The sequence below is a fragment of the archaeon CG10_big_fil_rev_8_21_14_0_10_43_11 genome (genome assembly GCA_002763265.1).
In the GTDB taxonomy this organism is placed as follows: Archaea; Nanobdellota; Nanobdellia; order PEZQ01; family PEZQ01; genus PEZQ01.
Map to the genome: position 1 here is coordinate 1 of PEZQ01000010.1, position 17,018 is coordinate 17,018.

Sequence of the window (17,018 nt, forward strand, 5' to 3'; positions counted from 1 at the left end):
GTACTGTTTGTCTCATCAGCATGCAATAACACAAGATTGCCGGTCATGTTAATTTCGTCTTCAGTTGTACCCGTATTGGGAAGCGCGTTTTTTGAACTGCTCCATGAAATGTTTTTCCACTCAGAATTTCCTCCTGCATAAAACACTTGTGAGGTGTACAACCCCTGCGTGCTTGCTCCATTAAGTGTGAGTGCATTGCTTGTTGCGTTGAAGCTCAGATTTACAAGCGCTCCAGTATCATAACTGAACGTAAACGTTTGTGTTCCGTTTGTGAGGTAGGTAAACACGTTTGACACGGAAATCGTAAGGGGAATACTTACAATTCCCTGCAAGCTGTCAATTACAAGCGCGCCAAAATACGTTCCTGTCTTGCCTCCTGCACTCACATTAATCGTAAGGTTGTAACTTGAATGCCCCCCAATTCCAACAATCGTTGTTACATTATTATTTGCAGCACTTGAGGTATTAACATCAACAAGCCCTCCTAGTGAATGAATACTCACGTTCACGGTTAAGGGCGCGGCATGCGTATTATAAATTGTGACAGTTACGCTTTCATACCTGCTTGTTTGAAGCTCGGAAATAATGCGGTTTGGTGTTGCATAAAATGAGAGCAATGAAAAATCAACACCTCCTGTGGGCGTTGTTGAAACCCGCACGTAAAATGAGCCTTCACCCGTAGGAAGCGTGCCATTCAATACAAAGGGAAGCTTTCGTACCACATCCACAATACTTCCACTCTGACTGTAGTAGCTGATTTGCACGGTTTCATTGGTTACATATGTTCTGTTTGCAATAATAGTTTGAGGCATGTTAATGAGCACTACTTCTTCTGCAGGATACCCTCGAGAAAACACGTTTCGCGCAACATTCTCAAGCTTGTCCGCACTTCCTTCAACATTTACGTCATTTGAGAGTTGTGCAATAGAATTGTGATAAATGTAGACAAGCGGAAGAACCGCAACAAAGAGGAGACCTATAAATAGCATATATTCAAGCGCAGCTTGTCCCCGCCTCACAGTACCATACTGAGAAAAATAAGCATATAAGGCTTATTGGAATACTGCTTCATCAGGAAACGTTCTAAGTCCATCTTTTGAAATTTCAAGAGGATGAATTTTTTCGCTGTGTTCTGTTCCTCTCATTTTAAGAACAGCAATCATGCGCACAAACGTGTTTTCAACTTTGCTATGATACAGAGTAATAACCCCATCTGCCGCGTATTCTTCAATACCATACGCGCTTATGTTACCCCCCTCCACTTGCGTATCGGTGGTAATAAGCGCAGTGCATCCCAATTTTTTGAGAAGTTCAGCAAGGGCAACCATACCTTTTCGCAGTTCAAGCGTGTTTTCAAAAAACAGGTTCAAAAGCGCCGCAGGGTCGAGAAAGAACCGCTTTGCATTCATTCTCGTTACTGCATCATCAATTGCGGTGAGCAGGGTACTGAACTTGTACAAGGGAGTTTTAACAATTCTGAGTTTTTTTGCTTTAATAAGAGGAGCAAGATCAAAGCCAAAATCCTTTGCATGCTCAATTAGGCGTGTGGGAGATTCTTCAAGAGTAATAAAAATGCCCGGCTCATTATACTTTTTTGCGCCTTCGTACAAGAACTGCAAACCAAATGTGGTCTTTCCAGACCCTGGACCTCCAGTAAGAAGAACAAGGTTTCCTTCAGGAATGCCTCCATTAAGGATTTGGTCTATTCCCGGAACACCTGTTTTTAGTTTCTCATGTTTTTTATCTGCTTTTTTATCTGCTTTTTTTAGTTCTTTTTGCAGTTGTGAAATACGCTTTGCTACTTCTTTATGACGTTTCTTGTTTTTTTTGTCACCAAAGATTGCTTTTTTCATTTATTTCGACCCGTTTGTCACATCAAGTAAAACAGTCAGCGCTCCAAAAATCATTGGACCCACTACAATACCAATTGGTCCAAAAAGCGAAGGACCTGCAATAATGCCAAATATAAAAAGAAGGGGGTGCAGTTTATACTCTTTTTTAATGCCGCGCCTGCTTACAAACATGCGAACAAGGTCATCAACAAATGTAAGACCAAACCAAACAATAATCATAAAACCTGCTTTCACGTACGCGCCAGTGTAGAAAAAATAGATAATTGCAACAATAGATGGGATTGCAGGACCAAACAAGGGAATAACTGAGAAAATAGTTGCTACTAGCGCGAGCACAAATGCTTGTGGTACGTTAAGAATGAGAAGCACTGCAAGAACAAGCAAGCCAATTACCACTGCTGAGAGCAGGTAGCCGTAGATAATGCTGCGAAACACGTTGTCCAATTTTTTGAGCGCCTCGCGCAAAGACCCCTCGTTTGATTTTCCCATTTGTTTTATGCCAAGTTCAATAAAATCCCCGCCATCCCTGAGAAAATAAAATGAAAATATGATAATGGCAAATACCTGCAAAATAACGCCGGGAATACTCACAAGCAAGCGTGACAAGTAATTGCCTACAACGCTCAAAAACGCGCGAATATCGATTTGCGCAATGAGTGTCGAACCAACCGCGTTGTTTTCAAGAAAACTCTGCGCATTTGAAAACAGTGCACTCACTTCAGGGCTTTGGCTCACACTGTATAAATCAGTTACTGCGCCAAGACCAAGATTGATAAGAAAGACAATAAAATAAATCAGCACTGAAATCCACAACACACTTGTAAGCAAAGTTGCAAGATTATTTGATTTAACTACACTGCGAATATAGCGTTTTGAAGGATAGACTGCATAGCTGAAAATAATGCTTGAAAGCACTAATTTGTAAATAGGATAGAGAAGAATCATGCTTGCACTAAGAATTGCAAGCTTAAGGATGATATCTCGAAAACGCGAAATTGTGTCACGAACCATACAAAACATTCATGCAGTTGCAATTTAATAAACTTTAGTCGCAAAAATGCCACACACTAACGTTTTTAAACAAATGGGCGTGTCTAAGACTCTGAAATGAAACCTGAGCTTCAACTCCTTTCCCATGGCGTGTGCCTGCCTCGGCATCGTGCTCTTATTTTTTCTGACACGCACCTTGGCTACAGTCAGGTTCTGCAAAATCAAGGACTCAGCTTGCCTTTACACCCATATGCGCACCTTAAAGCATGCATTCAAAGGATGATTGATGCGGTTAAACCTGAGCGCATTATTATAGCGGGCGATATTAAGCACGAGTTCTCAAAAAATCTCACACAAGAATGGAAACATGTGCGCTCTCTCATTGCATTTTTGCAAACTTCTTGCAAAGAACTCGTGCTTATTCGCGGAAACCATGACAATTATGTGCAAACTATTCTTTCACGTTTCAATCTTGAACTTGTTGACCACTATGCGTATGATGATGTGTTTATCACACATGGTCATAAACCCGTAGAAACAACTAAATTTTTGATTTTTGGCCATGAACACCCTGCTCTCACCCTTACAGACGAATTTGGCGTTTCACATACCTACAAGTGTCACCTGCTTGGAAAAAATAAACTCGTACTGCCCTCACTCAACCCGCTTACCTTTGGTTTTGACGTGCTTTCGGGAAAAAAACCATTAAGCCCACTTCTTTGTGACCTTGATGAGCTCACACCGGTTGTATCAGGACTTGTGTTTCCTGCTATTAAACGCATGAGAAAAAACTACGCATGATGCTCTCATTTTGAACCACAATATTTAAATGCTGTTGCTGAAAACCGTTTCTCAATAATGACTACTCTTGAAAACGCTTTTGAAGAATTGTACCATTCGCTTGAAACAAATGACCCTTACGACCGCGTTATTGCGTTTGAGCATGTTAAAAAAGCAATACATAGCACACCCCGCGATATGGTTTCAAAATCAGTCTTAGCAATAGACCTTCTTGAATTGTATATTGATGCTAAAAAACAAAACAAAAGCAGAGAAGAATTCAAAACAAACATAAACACGCTTGAAAGCCTTGATGATACCGTAACTGACTATGACGGATACTTATATGAGCGGACCTATTTTTTTCAAAACAAAATGCTCGAACACTTAAAAACTGCGCAGAAACTTATACAGGACGCAAACTCAGAACAACTCTATGACTTTATAGAAGACGGGTATGATACTGATTTTAAAAAACTCGGATACCTCTATGAGCTTTGCACTGATTTTCAAAGAAAAGAGCTTTGGAGGCGGAATGTTGCGATTACCAAGGCAAATAATGCTCTTTATGACTACATTACGGCTCCAAAAAGAAACCTTGGACTTCTTGAAGACCGGGTTAAACGCAGTGTGAACCGGTTTTTTGATACTATGAATCTTGTGCAGGATTTTATTGACGCAGAAATTCATGATGATTTACTCCAGTACCCTTCAGTAAAGCGTGCAATAGAACACCTTGGACAAAGTCATGTAATACATTACGGTAAGAAATTTAGAAGTCTCAATTCTGAATTGAGCGCAGCACAAAAACGAAAAGAAACAAAATTAGAACAAATTCTTGACAATCCAGCCCTCATACCCTCAAATAATGGTATTAGCATACTCGTACGCTATAAACAAGACCTTAACTGCCTTCGAAATTTTGAGAACGGGATTGATGTTACAAGCCTTTTTGATTTTTCCAAACGCGAAAAAGAAGAACTTGCTGCCTATGAGCGGGATTTCAAGAAACATACTGATAAGCCCCTTGTGTTTGAACGGGTTGACCCTATCTTGTCATTGCTCCTGCACGGTTCTGAATTGATGAAAGAATCAGGCGTGTTTTTTAGCAGCCTGCCTTCAGATTTGAAAGAAGAACTTAATCTTGAGCGCGGTGTGGTTAAAGAAATGCTTGACTACGTGCACAAAGAACACAAAACAAAACGCTTAGAAGCTGAAATCAAAGGCAAACATGTAAGCGACGTTGCTGACGCGCAGTACCTTACTGAACTGTGCAATACTCTGCGCTCAAAACGAGGCCAATTCTTTGCAAAACAAAAACAAAGAAGAATACACCTAAAAGAACTCTTCAATGATGACTTAGAACTGATTATTGGCGGAAAACAAAAACAGGACATGACCGTGTGGAAAAACCAATACAATAAGAACTATCTTGATGCCCTCTACCGGTTCAAAGAAGAGTTAGAACATGGCTTAGTTGCCGCAGAAAAAGCTGCAGAACGCGCTCTTGTGTATCTGTAAATACTTAGTGAAAATTTGCAAGCATGTGCTGATTTTTTTGCAATGCTACCGCGTCAAAGCCTTCCACTCGCAAAAACGCGGCAAATTCTTCGCTAAACCCATGCCACACAAAGACTTTTTCTGGCGACACTTTCTTAACAGTCTTTACAAGCTCATAAAAATCTGCGTGGTCGCTTACCATAAAGGCGTCATTAACACCCCGGCTCATGGCATAATACCCATCAGCAGCCCACCCACTAAAACCAAGAGTCACACTCTTTTTTTGAGCAAACCGGGGATTTGGAATCACACTTACCTCGCTTTCTCTAGAACCTAAATCAACGTGTTCAGGTAGCATAACCCCCTGTTTTCGATACACATCATTAATTGCACCAATCCCCTTTTCAACGCTCACTGCACCAAACGTGCCTGCAAGCTGCATCAAGTGCTGAGCCTTTCCAAGTGCGTAGCCAATAAGCGAGACATGCTTACCTTTTTTGAGTTCATCATCAATGCGGTCGCGCGCTTCTCTCATAACCGCATTAAAATCCGGAAACTCATAGTGGGGTTTGCCAAAAGTTGATTCAATGATGAGCACCTCTGCTTTTGGTGGCCTAAATCCTTTGAGAAAATTCCTGCTTTTGAGCGTGAAATCAGAAGTGTAGAGCACGCGCTTATCATGCTTAACGAGAAGCGCTTTAGAACCAAGCACGTGTCCGTTATCTAAAAGCGAGAATCGCGCGTCTTCTTTTTGATAGTGTTCAATAGCAAAACGCTTGAAGCGCTCAGACGCGAGTGCAAGCGTTTGCTCTGAGCTGAGCACGTTTTTTGCGCGTGCAAACACGTGGTCAGAATGCGCGTGCGACATGAAATTGATATCGCCTTTATTCCCGTCACAATGCACGGTCAAGTCTGGAAACTCGATAAGCGGATTTGAGCGCAAAACAATACGCATAGCACCCCAAAAGATGTTTTAGACTTAACTAGTTTCGGGTAGAGGTATGTTTAAATACAATCTTTTAGTTAATTCATACTGTGATTTTTAATGACTGACAAGCAGAAAGCAGCAGGAGCAGACGAGATTGAAGAAGAAGTTCCAACTGATGTTGAAGCAGACGCTGAGGAAGAGGAAGACCCGGACTTATTCTTCACTAATGCACGTGTTGTACGGCTTATTCGCGAAGAAAATCAGGGAAAAATCATCAAACGCCGCGTTAAAGTAGAAATGAACAAATTGCTCGAACACATTGGCAGGATTATTGCTAAAGAAATGGCAAAAAAACCGTACTCAACTATTACGTATGGTGATTTTCTTGATGCAGCACGACCCTATCTTGAGCTTGCTAAAATCAATCAGGAACGCCGTCGCGTGATTGCCACACTCAACAAGATGGTTGAAGATGCAAAAAGTCTTGCAATGGACTTAGAAGAAAAAACTCAGGAAACTGACTTTTATTTTCTTGGCTCAAAAGAAGACTAAGCGCTATTTTTCTCTCAAAAACCCTTGTTTTTCACCCTTATTTTTGGCATATGGTGCGTTAGTTATGCGTGTTACGCTTGCAAAAATTTAAATAATGAGAAAACATAATATAACTCTACCCGGAGGGAAATGCGGGACGATGTATTGTTGATACATTGACACGACACGCAAATGAATTCCGCATGTCCTTTTTTATTCTTTTTTTTTATTCCACAGAAAAACAGCTTGATTTTTTCTTTAGCCTTGTGTGAGGATAATAAACAACAAGTACGCCACGTAGATAAGCAGGAAGAAAATTCCTTCCTTTTTTGTAATGTTGCGCTTTGTTCGGGTAAAAAGAACAACAAGTGCGCTCAAGCCAATAAGAATAATCAATGAGGCAATGACCACGCTCACGTTATTGAGTGTGATGGGATGAATAAGTGCTGCAATACCTCCAATAAGTGTGAGATTAAGGCTATTACTGCCAAACACGTTTCCCAAACTGATTTTTGAATGTCCCTTAAGTGAACTTATCACTCCTGCGCTTAATTCAGGAAGTGACGTGCTAAGCGCAAGAATTGTCAAACCAAACACTGAAAGCGGAATACCAATGTCCTGTGCAAGAGATGCGCCGGTATTCACCACAAGCCATCCGCAAATGATGATAGTAAAAATAGCAATTGGCGTGAGGATGATGTCGGCCTGAATCTCTTTGAGATACACTTCCTGTTGTGTGCCCAATGACTTCTTGCGCAAATAGAACTGGTAGCCAAAATACACGACAAGCAACAAGACGCCATTCAAACGGGTTATCACACCATCATATGCAACAAGCAAATAGAGCACCGCCGCTAAAAACGGGAAGATGGCTTCGCGCGCTTCATTCTTGCCAATGTTTCTAATTGGTTGAATAATTGCAGAAACACCCAAAATCAGGGCGATATTCGTAATGTTTGAGCCAATCAAATCCCCAACACCCAATTCCCCAACGCCAATGCTTGCCGCAATTATGTTATCAATTAATTCAGGCATACTTGTTCCAAGCGCTAAAATAACGCTTCCAACCAAGAATTCTGAAAGTTTTACTTTTTGCGAGAAATGAATGAGCGCATCAACAAGATATTTTGAGAGAAACAACATGATAAACAGGCTAATTGAAAAAATGCCTAGTTTGATAATAAGTTCCTGCGCAACCATTACCCTAGTTCACAGGGTTTTTAAATTAATAACCGTTATTATTCTTGTAATGAGTGCCATTGGTTTTTACGAACCTACAATCTTTCTCAATATTCTTGAAATTCTCACTGGACTTCTTATTATCAGTACGGTTATCAAACGATTTGGTGGCATTGAAAAAATCACGCAAGGAGGGATGCTCATCCTCTTAAGCGGTATTGTCATTATTGGAAGCGCGCTTTATAGCATCCTTAACGTTCCAGACCCGCTTTTTATTAATTTATTTGACACTCTTATATTTCTTCTGTTCTCAGTAGGACTTCTGTACTTATCAAAAAACGTGCGTTTCAAGCCGCGTTTTCGAAAAAAAGGCGTTGAGCAAAAAACCCGTGTGAAAAAGAAAAAATGATACCTGCCACACACACAAAAACTCTTTTAAGACCGGTTACCATCCCAAACACATAATGCGTTTTTCTGACGTGGTTAAGTATTATGCAAAAGAAGACATACGCAGTGCAATGCTTGCAAGCGCACTGCAGCGTGAAGTTGTGCCAAGTTACGGCCTTAAAGGATTTGGCAAACGACCGCATGTAGTATTAAACGAACAAGAATTCTACGACCTTGCCCGGCGGGGAGCAACCTCGTTTCACGCAAGCGAAGAACACTGGCTTAACCCGCTTAACCTTGAAAATACCCGCACACGACGTGAACAGGACGAACTGCGCGCGGGCTGGGACCTGCTTTTTGATATTGACACGAAAAACTTTGTATGGGCAAAAAAAACCGCGCAACTCATCACTGAATACCTGACTGAAATCAACCGCATCAAAAACGTGTACATCAAATTCTCAGGAAATAACGGATTTCACATTGGCGTCCCCTTTGAATCATTTCCAAAAATGTTTGGCAAACAACCCGTATCCCGCCTGTTTCCTGAACTGCCACGCATCATTGCTGCACACATCAAAGAAAAAATCACAAAACACTTAGAAAAAGAGATTGGGCCAAAACCATTTTCTCGCGTTGAGATTGACACTATTTTCATTGCATCCCGCCACCTTTTTCGCATGCCCTACTCGCTTCATGAAAAATCAGGACTTGCAAGCGTGCCGCTTTTTGTTGATGAAATTTTTGATTTTGAAAAAAACAAAGCACTCCCGCCCCGTGTTGAGGGTTTGCGTACCTTTCTTACAAAAGGAAGCGAAGGTGAAGCAAAAAACCTGTTTGAAGACGCGTACTTTTGGAACGCAGAGCAAGAAGCACTGCAAGATAAGACAAAAGTTGAAATCACTAAACCAAAAGAAGCAATCAGCGAAGAACACTTTCCTCCCTGCATCAAAACCGCTCTTAAGGGTGTCCAAGACGGGCGCAAACGAAGCCTTTTCATACTGCTTAATTTTCTTAAAGCCTGCGGGTGGTCATTTGAACAAATTGAGAAACGCATCTTTGAATGGAACAACAAAAATTATGAACCCCTGCGTGAAGGATACGTAATAACACAACTCAATTGGCATAAAAAATTAAAAGCAGAATATCCTCCACCAAACTGTCCTTTGCAACAAGCAGACACTCAAAACTATTATGTTGCACTGCGCATCTGCGCACCTGACAACTTGTGCAAACGCATCAAAAACCCGGCAAGCTATCCCTATCAGAGGTTGAAACACACATGGAAGAAATGAACTACAACAAACTTCGCGAAATACAGCGCATGGTACGCTCAAGTGTAGACATTGTTGAACTCCCGGTCACGTTCTACAATAGCGTGCAGGAATACCTTAAAACCCTTGAGAAACGCACACGTGAACTCAACCAAACAACAAGCGTATTTGCAGAAGATGCGCGTACACAAATAGTTAGCGAACTCAACAACGCGCGAAAAATTGTTATAGACATTTTTGACCGCAGAGAACGAAAAATAGTGCTCAAAGCCCTGTCTTCAGCGCGAACCCGCTCAACCCAGGTTCCAAAAAACTTGCTTGCATTTGAAGAAGAACGCTACCAGACACTTCTTGCTCATATTCTTGAACCCCGTCAAGCATTGCTTGAACCCGTGCTCAATGGCAAAACGCATGAGAGTCAGCAACTCTCTGAGCAGCACACACCACAGACACGCGAGCTAGAACCCCCACGCGAACCTGCTTCTCTTAGAAAAGAAGATACGCAAACACGCGCACAAAACCCTCCAGAACAGAGTGAACAAAAAGGTTTAAAAACACTACCCCTTTTGATTAGTGAAGATATTCCCACCCCTTTTGTGTGGGAAGACGGGAACACGTACGGTCCATTTGAGAAAAACACGCACGCGGTGTTGCCTTTTGATTTGGCCATGTTCCTCATTCAAAACAATAAGGCGAGAAAGCATGAAAGTTCCTCGGTCAATGAAACGGTACTGTCCAACGTGCAAGACACACGAAGAGCAGAAAGTAGTGAGAGTGAAAGCGCGAGCAAAGAATCCTCTGGGCAGGATAGAACGGATTCGTTCAGCGAGGATTCAGAAGGGGTACGGTTCAACACCCTATCCGCAGCCGCAAAAAAGCAAACGCCACAAGAAGAAACTTTCCAAGAAACCAGATATTCGTTTTGAATGCAAAAATTGCAAAAAACAACATCCCTACCAAAGCTCAAAGCGCACAAAAAAATTCGAACTGGTGTAAAATACTATGAAAGACGTTATCAAAAACCCATCATCCCAATTTGTCAAAGTTCGCTGCAATAGCTGCAAGAACGAACAAGTCATATTTAATAAAGCCTCCACTAAATCCATAACGTGTCTTGTGTGCGGCGAAGAACTCGCACAATCAACAGGCGGAAAAACTAATATTCTCGCACGCGTTTTGGAGGTTTTAGGATAGAATGCATACCAAAAAAGGACTTCCTAAAAGAAACGAACTTGTGGTGTGCACGCCAACAAAAATTCTTCCCCATGCGGTTTTTGTAACGCTCAAAGAATACGAAAACGCTGAAGGAATGGTGCACGTGTCCCAAATCTCTTCAAAATGGGTAAAAAATATCAATTCATTTTTTCAAATCGGCAGAGACATTGTCTGCAAAGTGCTCTTCATAAAAGAAGGAAGCATCGACCTCTCACTCAAAGCAGTCACGCCTGCAGATAAAACGCGAAAATGGAATGAATGGAAAGCAGAAGTTCGCGCAGAAAATATTCTTACCACCGCTGCAAAAAGCATTGGGAAAACCCAAAAAGACATGTATGCAGAAGTGGGAAACAAAGCGCTTGGAGAATATGGCGCGCTCTCACACTTTATTGACAACTACCGCGTTGAAGGCGGGCGCGTATTTTCCTCACTTGGCCTTTCAGCACAATGGTCGCGCGCAATCGCGCAATATGCTGCTGAAAAACAAAAGAACGTGCGCATAAGTGTCACCCTCATTATGAAAACGCTTGCACCAAATGGAGTGAATGCAATAAAAAACGCATTCAAACAGGTCACGCAACCTGGCGTTACGGTGAAATACATTTCATCACCAGAATACTTAATAGAAATTGAAGCATCAGACTATAAACGCGCAGAAAAACAGCTTGCAGACCTACAAAAAACACTTGAAACCTATGCGAGCAAACACGCTATCGAGTTTGCAGCAAAAAAACGATGAAGCTCCACTACTGCACCAAAAACAAACACTACACGCTCAAAGAAGAATGCCATGAAGAAAAAACCATTCGAAAAGCGCGTAACTTTAAAGTAGAGGACAAACACTTTCACCTGCGGGAAACACAACTGCGCACTGAACTTATGGCGATACCATGTTTGACATTAAAACATTCTCACAACCAACCATCAAAAATCCGGTTCTCATAGAAGGTCTTCCGGGCATAGCGAATGTTGCGCGCATCAGCGTTGATTTGCTCGTAGAAAAATTGGGCGCGCAAAAAATGTATGAAATCTATTCTCATCACTTTCCTGCATTTGTTATGATTGAGGACGATTCAACTATCACACTTCCAAAAATTGACGTGTACCACGTGCGCGCAGGCGAGCGAGACCTCATCCTGGTGGTAGGCGATGTGCAAGCTGCAGATGAGTACAATTATGCATTGTGCGAAAAAATCATTGAACTCACGCAACCAAAAGAAATCATCACTATTGGCGGCATGGCTTTGCTTGAAGCAAAACCCCGCGTGCATGGCGTTGTTACCACCCCGGAACTCAAAACAAAACTAGAACCCTATTCGCTTGTGTTTGATGGCAATGACACAGTCTCGCTTGTTGTTGGTGCTGCAGGCATTTTTTTGGGACTTGCAAAAAATAAAAACATTCCCGGGTTTGGCCTGCTTGTGGAAACTGACGCAAGCCCCACACACTTTGGCATTAAAGCTGCAAAAGGCGTGCTCGAAATCCTTGCAAAACACTTAGCACTTGACCTTGACTTATCAAACATTGAAAATGATATTGCTCTCTACGAAAAAGAGATTGGCAAACGCGCCAAGCGCGAAGATGAAATCCGCGATTACATGCTTCAACACTCAGACACAGATAACCGTTATATTGGATAAGTATTTTTGCAGACGTGCATAATCACAGCGACCTTTTCTTTTAAAAAGAAAAGCTCGACTAAAAGAAATGAGGACATGAGAGTCAATGCGTATTTTTGCGGACTTGCATAATCACAGCAAGTACTCACGGGCAACCAGTAAAGACATGGACCTAGAACACCAAACCCACTATGGTGTCATTAAAGGATTAACTCTTCTTGGAAGCGGAGACGCCACCCACCCCGTCTGGCTTCAGGAACTAAAAAACAAGCTAGAAGACCACGGCACCGGCATTTACACGTTCAAAAACATGCATTGGATACTCTCAAGTGAAGTGTCAAACATATATGCAACTCCGCAGGGCACAAAAAAAATTCACCACATCCTTCTTTTTCCAAATTTTGACGTTGTTGACCAAGTCAATGAATTGTTAAGCACAAAAGGAAACCTTGCAGCTGACGGCAGACCTATTTTTGGCAGATACCCTGCTAGCGACCTTGTATACGACCTTAAAGCAATCAGCCAAGACATAGAAATCATACCCGCGCATGTGTGGACGCCCTGGTTTAGTTTGTTTGGTTCACGCTCAGGCTACAACAGCATAGACGCGTGCTATGAAAAACAGGCAAAACACATTTACTGCCTTGAAACCGGGCTCTCAAGCGATCCGGGTATGAACTGGAGCGTGTCAAAAACACATGGCAAAACCCTTGTGAGCAACAGTGATTCACATTCGCCCCACCCATGGCGTATTGGGCGCGAGTGCAACGTGTTTTCTCTTACTGAGTTTACGTACGCAAACGTTATTAACACACTTCGCCAAAACCACCTTGATTACACTGTTGAAGTAGCTCCTGACTATGGAAAATACCATTATGATGGACACCGCGCGTGTAATGTGCGCATGCATCCTGCAGAAGCAAAAAAACACCACAACATGTGCCCTCAATGCGGGCAACCCCTTGTTATTGGCGTTCTCAACAGAGTGCTTGAACTTACTGACACGCCACCACAAAACAAGCCGGCAAGCGCGCGACCCTTTAAAACCCTGCTTCCGCTTGCAGAAATCATTCGCGTTAAAAATAGGGTTTCCTCTCTTAACTCTAAAAAAGTGCTTCGTCAATACTATGACGCGGTCTCACACTTCAAAAACGAATTTGACATTCTTATTGATGCAACCCCAAAAGACCTTGAAGAAAAACTTGGCAAACAATTAGCCTCAATGATTCTTGCTCTAAGAAATAATACTGTTTCATACACACCCGGCTACGATGGCGTGTATGGCGAGCCCATTTTTAGCGCTCTTGCTGAACCTGAAAAAAAAGAGAAAAATCTTTGCGACTTTTTCTAGTTTACGCGCTGTGCAAGTAAACTAATCTGAGGTGACTGGATGCAGTAACGGTAATCAAGGGTTGCTTCAAAAAACACGGTGTCCTGCCCGCCTTGGTTTACCGTGAATTCTATAGGGAGGCGCAATGATTTTCCTGTGCCGGTACTGCCAAAACTGATATCATCAATGTTTGTGCAATATATCGTGTCAGCACCGTTTGTTGAGATGCCATACGCCTGTTCATACAGTTCGCTTTGAGCCGTGACTGAGTCAGTTGAGCACGCAAAGACCTGTCCTTCATTTTCAAGTTCGCTAATTGTTGCTTTTGCATCACTTGTTGCAGTAATGCGCAGGTCAAGCGCGCGTGTTGCAACCCTATTTCGTTCAACTGCATTGCTTACAAACCCGGTTGAGCCATTAATTACATACCCTGTATCAATGTTAGCAAGTTCAAGTCTGATTGTTCGGTTTCTTCCTTCAATCACGCCCTGTTCTGTTTTTCTAATATTAAGGCGCGTTCCCGGGTCAACAGTTACTTCAATTGGTCCTAAACTTGATGCGGGCGGAATGTCGGGGATTTGTGTGTCACTTGTGTAAAAGTCATTGTCAATTACAAACAAGGCTGCAGAACCGGTTGCAAGATAGTTGTAACACACTTCTGCATAGGGAGTGTAGGTTCGGTCAATATTGAGATTTCGTGCTGCCTGCAAATCAAATTCAAACACAGTACTGTCTTGGGGAGCAATTTCAAACTCTGATTGCTCCCTGTCGCTTTCGCTTATTTCCATTCCCGCAGGAAAAATGCGCGCGGTTACGTCGCGTGCAAATTCATTGTCAAGGTTTGTTACATTAAGCACAATAAGGGCGGTATCCCCTGCTTCAAGACGCGCAATGTCAGTGTAGAATTCAGGAATAATAAGCCCATACCCTCCTGCTGATGAGGATGCACCGGTGTCAGTTTCTTGTGCACCCTGACCAGTACATCCACTTATGATAAGAATTCCCATCAAAAATAATAACCCCTTATGCATGATACATCACATTACTTATTACTGTGATTCTCAGTTCTTATAAATGTTTAGCGAAAAAGAAGTGTTTAGAAGCCACCCCCCTGCCTACCTGTTGCGAACTTGAATGCGCAAGGGGTCTGTGTTAATGCAGTATTTGTATTTTGCCTGCGCTTCAAAGGTTACCACATCCTCAAAAAACACCTCGTTTTCAGGCGCCATGAGCGGTATATTGATTCTCATGCGTGCGCGCTCACCATTAATGAATCTGATGCGGTCAGTGTTTGTGCAATCAATCTGATTTGTTTGTTCATTTACTGAACACTGCCAGTACGAATCAATTTGTCCATCAAAGGTGTAGCCCTCTTTTACGTAACACTGGTCTGTTGACGGACTATACTCCCCATACAAACAATACTTTCGCGTGCTGCACGTCCAATCCCCTTCTTCTGATGGCGTGCACACATCTTGTGAAGAATCATACACGCAACCTGCCTGATTGCACGCGCGCACGGCTTTTCCAAGGTCGCAGCGCCCATCACCGGTTCGCGAGCCCTTTGCACATGTTGCGGTGCTTCCTTCAATGCGGCTGGTGAGCGCTGAGAACGTGATGTTAAAACTGCCTGCATCAAGTGAATTGAGTTCGCCAAAACTCTCAGTGCCTTGCGCGGTTGAAATTTGGCCTTCATCAACATTATTCAAATTAATCGTGATTTGCTCAATTTCTCCTCCATCATTGATAACAATTGGGTTATCCACTTGGAATGTGATAGACACCGGACCATCCGTTGAATCACTTAATGTTGCAAGTTCAACGGTAAACTGGTTGTACACGGCGTTATCAACGGCTTTAACCGTGACATAACCCACACTGGTCATATCATAACACATCTTGACAAGCGGACGATAATCAACACCGGCAGTTTGCGGAGCGCGCACAATCCACGTGATTTCCTCATTATCACCATGTTCAATAGTGGGGAATGTTTCAATATTTGCCGGCTTTGTTGTGGTATCCCCCTCAACGTCAAGCAATCCAGTATTAATAAGTTGCATAACTACATTTGTTGCACTTTGATTTCCCACATTTCTCACGTGCAAGCGCAACGCAGTGCTTTGACCTGGCTCAAGAATAGTGTTCTCTGCTGCATATGATGCAATTGCAAGACCATATTTCCCGCGAACAACAGGGGTTTGTGTGTCTCCCCCGCTGAGTGCTGAACACCCGCTAAGCGCAACAATGCCTACAAGCAGGAGCATAAGAGCCTGCTTCATTATTGTTCACCTCCAAGCGGGCGGACCTGAAGTGTTGTGCTTCCTTCAATTGAATAGGTGTAGTTCATATCAACAAAAAACGTGAAGGTTGTGAGCGGGATGTTGTTATCGCGCAACAGGGTGAGTGTTTGCTCATTTATTTTAAAGGGTACAAAAAATTCAAGACTGCCAAAAAAGTCTTGAGAGGTGATGTCACGATACAATATGTCTTTGTTAGCGCATCCCTCTTCTGTGCGGTACGTTCCATCCTCGTTTTGCACTAAATGCCCATCCCACCAATTCGCGCACGAGCTTTGCACATCTAATTCGTCGGGAATGCGCGAAACAACCCGTGCGTCAGTTCCTTCTGAGAGCACGCCGGTTCCCTTGTTTTCAATGGTGAAAATAAAGTTTTGCACAATCTGACTGCCAAGCACGTCAAAAAACACTTGTTCGTCTTCAAATACAACATCAATTGGTCCTGCGCTGTTTTGCTCATCAATTGGAACGTTCAAGGATTCTCCTACATCCCTCCTGCGCTGGGCTTCTGTGTTACTCATGGCAATAAGATTGTAAAACCCGTTTACGCCATAATCATATTCAACTATGTAATACAGGTCTTGTTTGTAATAAATGCCTTTGATTGCGCCGACTTCTGGTGCTTTAACACCCCAGATAAAATCATACTCATCACCCGTGAAGAGCTCTAAGAGCCCATGCTGGTTGAGTGCAACACGTGAATCATTGTCATAGAGGAAAAAACCGCAATCTGAATCAAGCGGGTCGCAGCGCCCATATACTTTGTCACACGCTACTTGTTCGTCTTGGTATGAAACAAGATAATCTTGATTACTGACGCTGATACTTTCAAGGGGTATTTCACTGCCAGTGCAGTCAAGCAAACTAAATGGGTGGATGTGGTCAAGGGTAATAACAATGTTTTTTGCGACCTGGCCAAGCGCATTATTCCTGATAGTTAATTCAACATAGGACTGCCCGCCTGGAAGGAGTTGTTCTTGGATTGGGATGAAACTAAGCACGCCAATTCCCTGAAACGCGCTGAGTTTTGACTCGCTTTGCGTGCTGCTTGTTTGCGCGCCTGCTCCAAGCGCAGAGCAACCGCTTAGAAAAAGGGTTGCTGCAATGAGTACTACTATACTTGTTTTCATAT

18 protein-coding genes are annotated in these 17,018 nt (G+C 42.7%); 10 read left to right on the forward strand and 8 right to left on the reverse strand.

The window, feature by feature from the left end; all coding sequences use genetic code 11:
• The 3 genes from COT72_05040 to COT72_05050 all read right to left on the reverse strand — a co-directional run.
• Positions 1-1,019, reverse strand: a 1,019-nt coding sequence (locus tag COT72_05040) for a hypothetical protein (protein PIN99615.1), incomplete at its 3' end; no start/stop codon positions are given.
• A 33-nt stretch (positions 1,020-1,052) separates the two neighbouring features.
• On the reverse strand, positions 1,053-1,853 hold the full coding sequence (locus tag COT72_05045) for a hypothetical protein (GenBank protein PIN99616.1): 801 nt from the start codon (positions 1,851-1,853) through the stop codon (positions 1,053-1,055).
• Positions 1,854-2,873, reverse strand: coding sequence for a hypothetical protein (locus COT72_05050; GenBank protein PIN99617.1), 1,020 nt, complete (start codon positions 2,871-2,873; stop codon positions 1,854-1,856). It lies immediately after the preceding gene.
• A gap of 87 nt (positions 2,874-2,960) precedes the next feature.
• On the opposite strand from COT72_05050, the gene COT72_05055 reads away from it, so the two are divergent.
• Positions 2,961-3,644 carry a phosphoesterase gene (locus COT72_05055; GenBank protein ID PIN99618.1) on the forward strand — a complete coding sequence of 228 codons (684 nt, stop codon included), beginning with the start codon at positions 2,961-2,963 and terminating at the stop codon, positions 3,642-3,644.
• Positions 3,645-3,701: 57 nt separating this feature from the next.
• The gene (locus tag COT72_05060; GenBank protein PIN99619.1) at positions 3,702-5,144 is read left to right on the forward strand and encodes a hypothetical protein; all 1,443 of its coding nucleotides are present in this window, start codon (positions 3,702-3,704) and stop codon (positions 5,142-5,144) included.
• A gap of 4 nt (positions 5,145-5,148) precedes the next feature.
• Here COT72_05060 and COT72_05065 read toward each other — a convergent pair whose 3' ends face one another.
• Positions 5,149-6,078, reverse strand: a complete 930-nt coding sequence (locus COT72_05065) for a hypothetical protein (protein ID PIN99620.1) — start codon at positions 6,076-6,078, stop codon at positions 5,149-5,151.
• Positions 6,079-6,168: 90 nt separating this feature from the next.
• Here COT72_05065 and COT72_05070 point away from each other — a divergent pair, with 90 nt between their 5' ends.
• Entirely contained in the window at positions 6,169-6,603 is a 435-nt protein-coding gene (locus COT72_05070) for a hypothetical protein (GenBank protein ID PIN99621.1), read from the forward strand.
• 237 nt (positions 6,604-6,840) lie between these two features.
• Here COT72_05070 and COT72_05075 read toward each other — a convergent pair whose 3' ends face one another.
• Positions 6,841-7,782 carry a hypothetical protein gene (locus tag COT72_05075; GenBank protein ID PIN99622.1) on the reverse strand — a complete coding sequence of 314 codons (942 nt, stop codon included), beginning with the start codon at positions 7,780-7,782 and terminating at the stop codon, positions 6,841-6,843.
• 49 nt (positions 7,783-7,831) lie between these two features.
• Between COT72_05075 and COT72_05080 the strand changes: the two genes are divergently transcribed.
• From COT72_05080 to COT72_05110, 7 genes are all read left to right on the forward strand, one after another.
• A complete protein-coding gene (locus COT72_05080) occupies positions 7,832-8,170 on the forward strand; it encodes a hypothetical protein (GenBank protein ID PIN99623.1) in 339 nt (112 codons plus the stop codon).
• Between the two features lie 55 nt (positions 8,171-8,225).
• On the forward strand, positions 8,226-9,443 hold the full coding sequence (locus tag COT72_05085) for a hypothetical protein (protein ID PIN99624.1): 1,218 nt from the start codon (positions 8,226-8,228) through the stop codon (positions 9,441-9,443).
• Positions 9,444-10,124: 681 nt separating this feature from the next.
• Positions 10,125-10,418, forward strand: a complete 294-nt coding sequence (locus COT72_05090; protein ID PIN99625.1) for a 50S ribosomal protein L44e — start codon at positions 10,125-10,127, stop codon at positions 10,416-10,418.
• 6 nt (positions 10,419-10,424) lie between these two features.
• Positions 10,425-10,616, forward strand: a complete 192-nt coding sequence (locus COT72_05095; GenBank protein PIN99626.1) for a 30S ribosomal protein S27e — start codon at positions 10,425-10,427, stop codon at positions 10,614-10,616.
• A gap of 1 nt (position 10,617) precedes the next feature.
• On the forward strand, positions 10,618-11,376 hold the full coding sequence (locus tag COT72_05100) for a hypothetical protein (GenBank protein PIN99627.1): 759 nt from the start codon (positions 10,618-10,620) through the stop codon (positions 11,374-11,376).
• Positions 11,377-11,527: 151 nt separating this feature from the next.
• A complete protein-coding gene (locus tag COT72_05105; GenBank protein ID PIN99628.1) occupies positions 11,528-12,277 on the forward strand; it encodes a hypothetical protein in 750 nt (249 codons plus the stop codon).
• A gap of 85 nt (positions 12,278-12,362) precedes the next feature.
• A complete protein-coding gene (locus COT72_05110) occupies positions 12,363-13,607 on the forward strand; it encodes a DNA helicase UvrD (protein PIN99629.1) in 1,245 nt (414 codons plus the stop codon).
• Here COT72_05110 and COT72_05115 read toward each other — a convergent pair.
• From COT72_05115 to COT72_05125, 3 genes are all read right to left on the reverse strand, one after another.
• Complete coding sequence (locus COT72_05115) at positions 13,604-14,593, reverse strand: hypothetical protein (protein PIN99630.1); 990 nt, start codon at positions 14,591-14,593, stop codon at positions 13,604-13,606. The genes COT72_05110 and COT72_05115 overlap by 4 nt on opposite strands.
• A 108-nt stretch (positions 14,594-14,701) precedes the next feature.
• Positions 14,702-15,868, reverse strand: coding sequence for a hypothetical protein (locus COT72_05120; protein ID PIN99631.1), 1,167 nt, complete (start codon positions 15,866-15,868; stop codon positions 14,702-14,704).
• On the reverse strand, positions 15,868-17,016 hold the full coding sequence (locus tag COT72_05125) for a hypothetical protein (GenBank protein PIN99632.1): 1,149 nt from the start codon (positions 17,014-17,016) through the stop codon (positions 15,868-15,870). The genes COT72_05120 and COT72_05125 overlap by 1 nt, the downstream gene beginning before the upstream one ends.
• Positions 17,017-17,018: the final 2 nt, after the last annotated feature.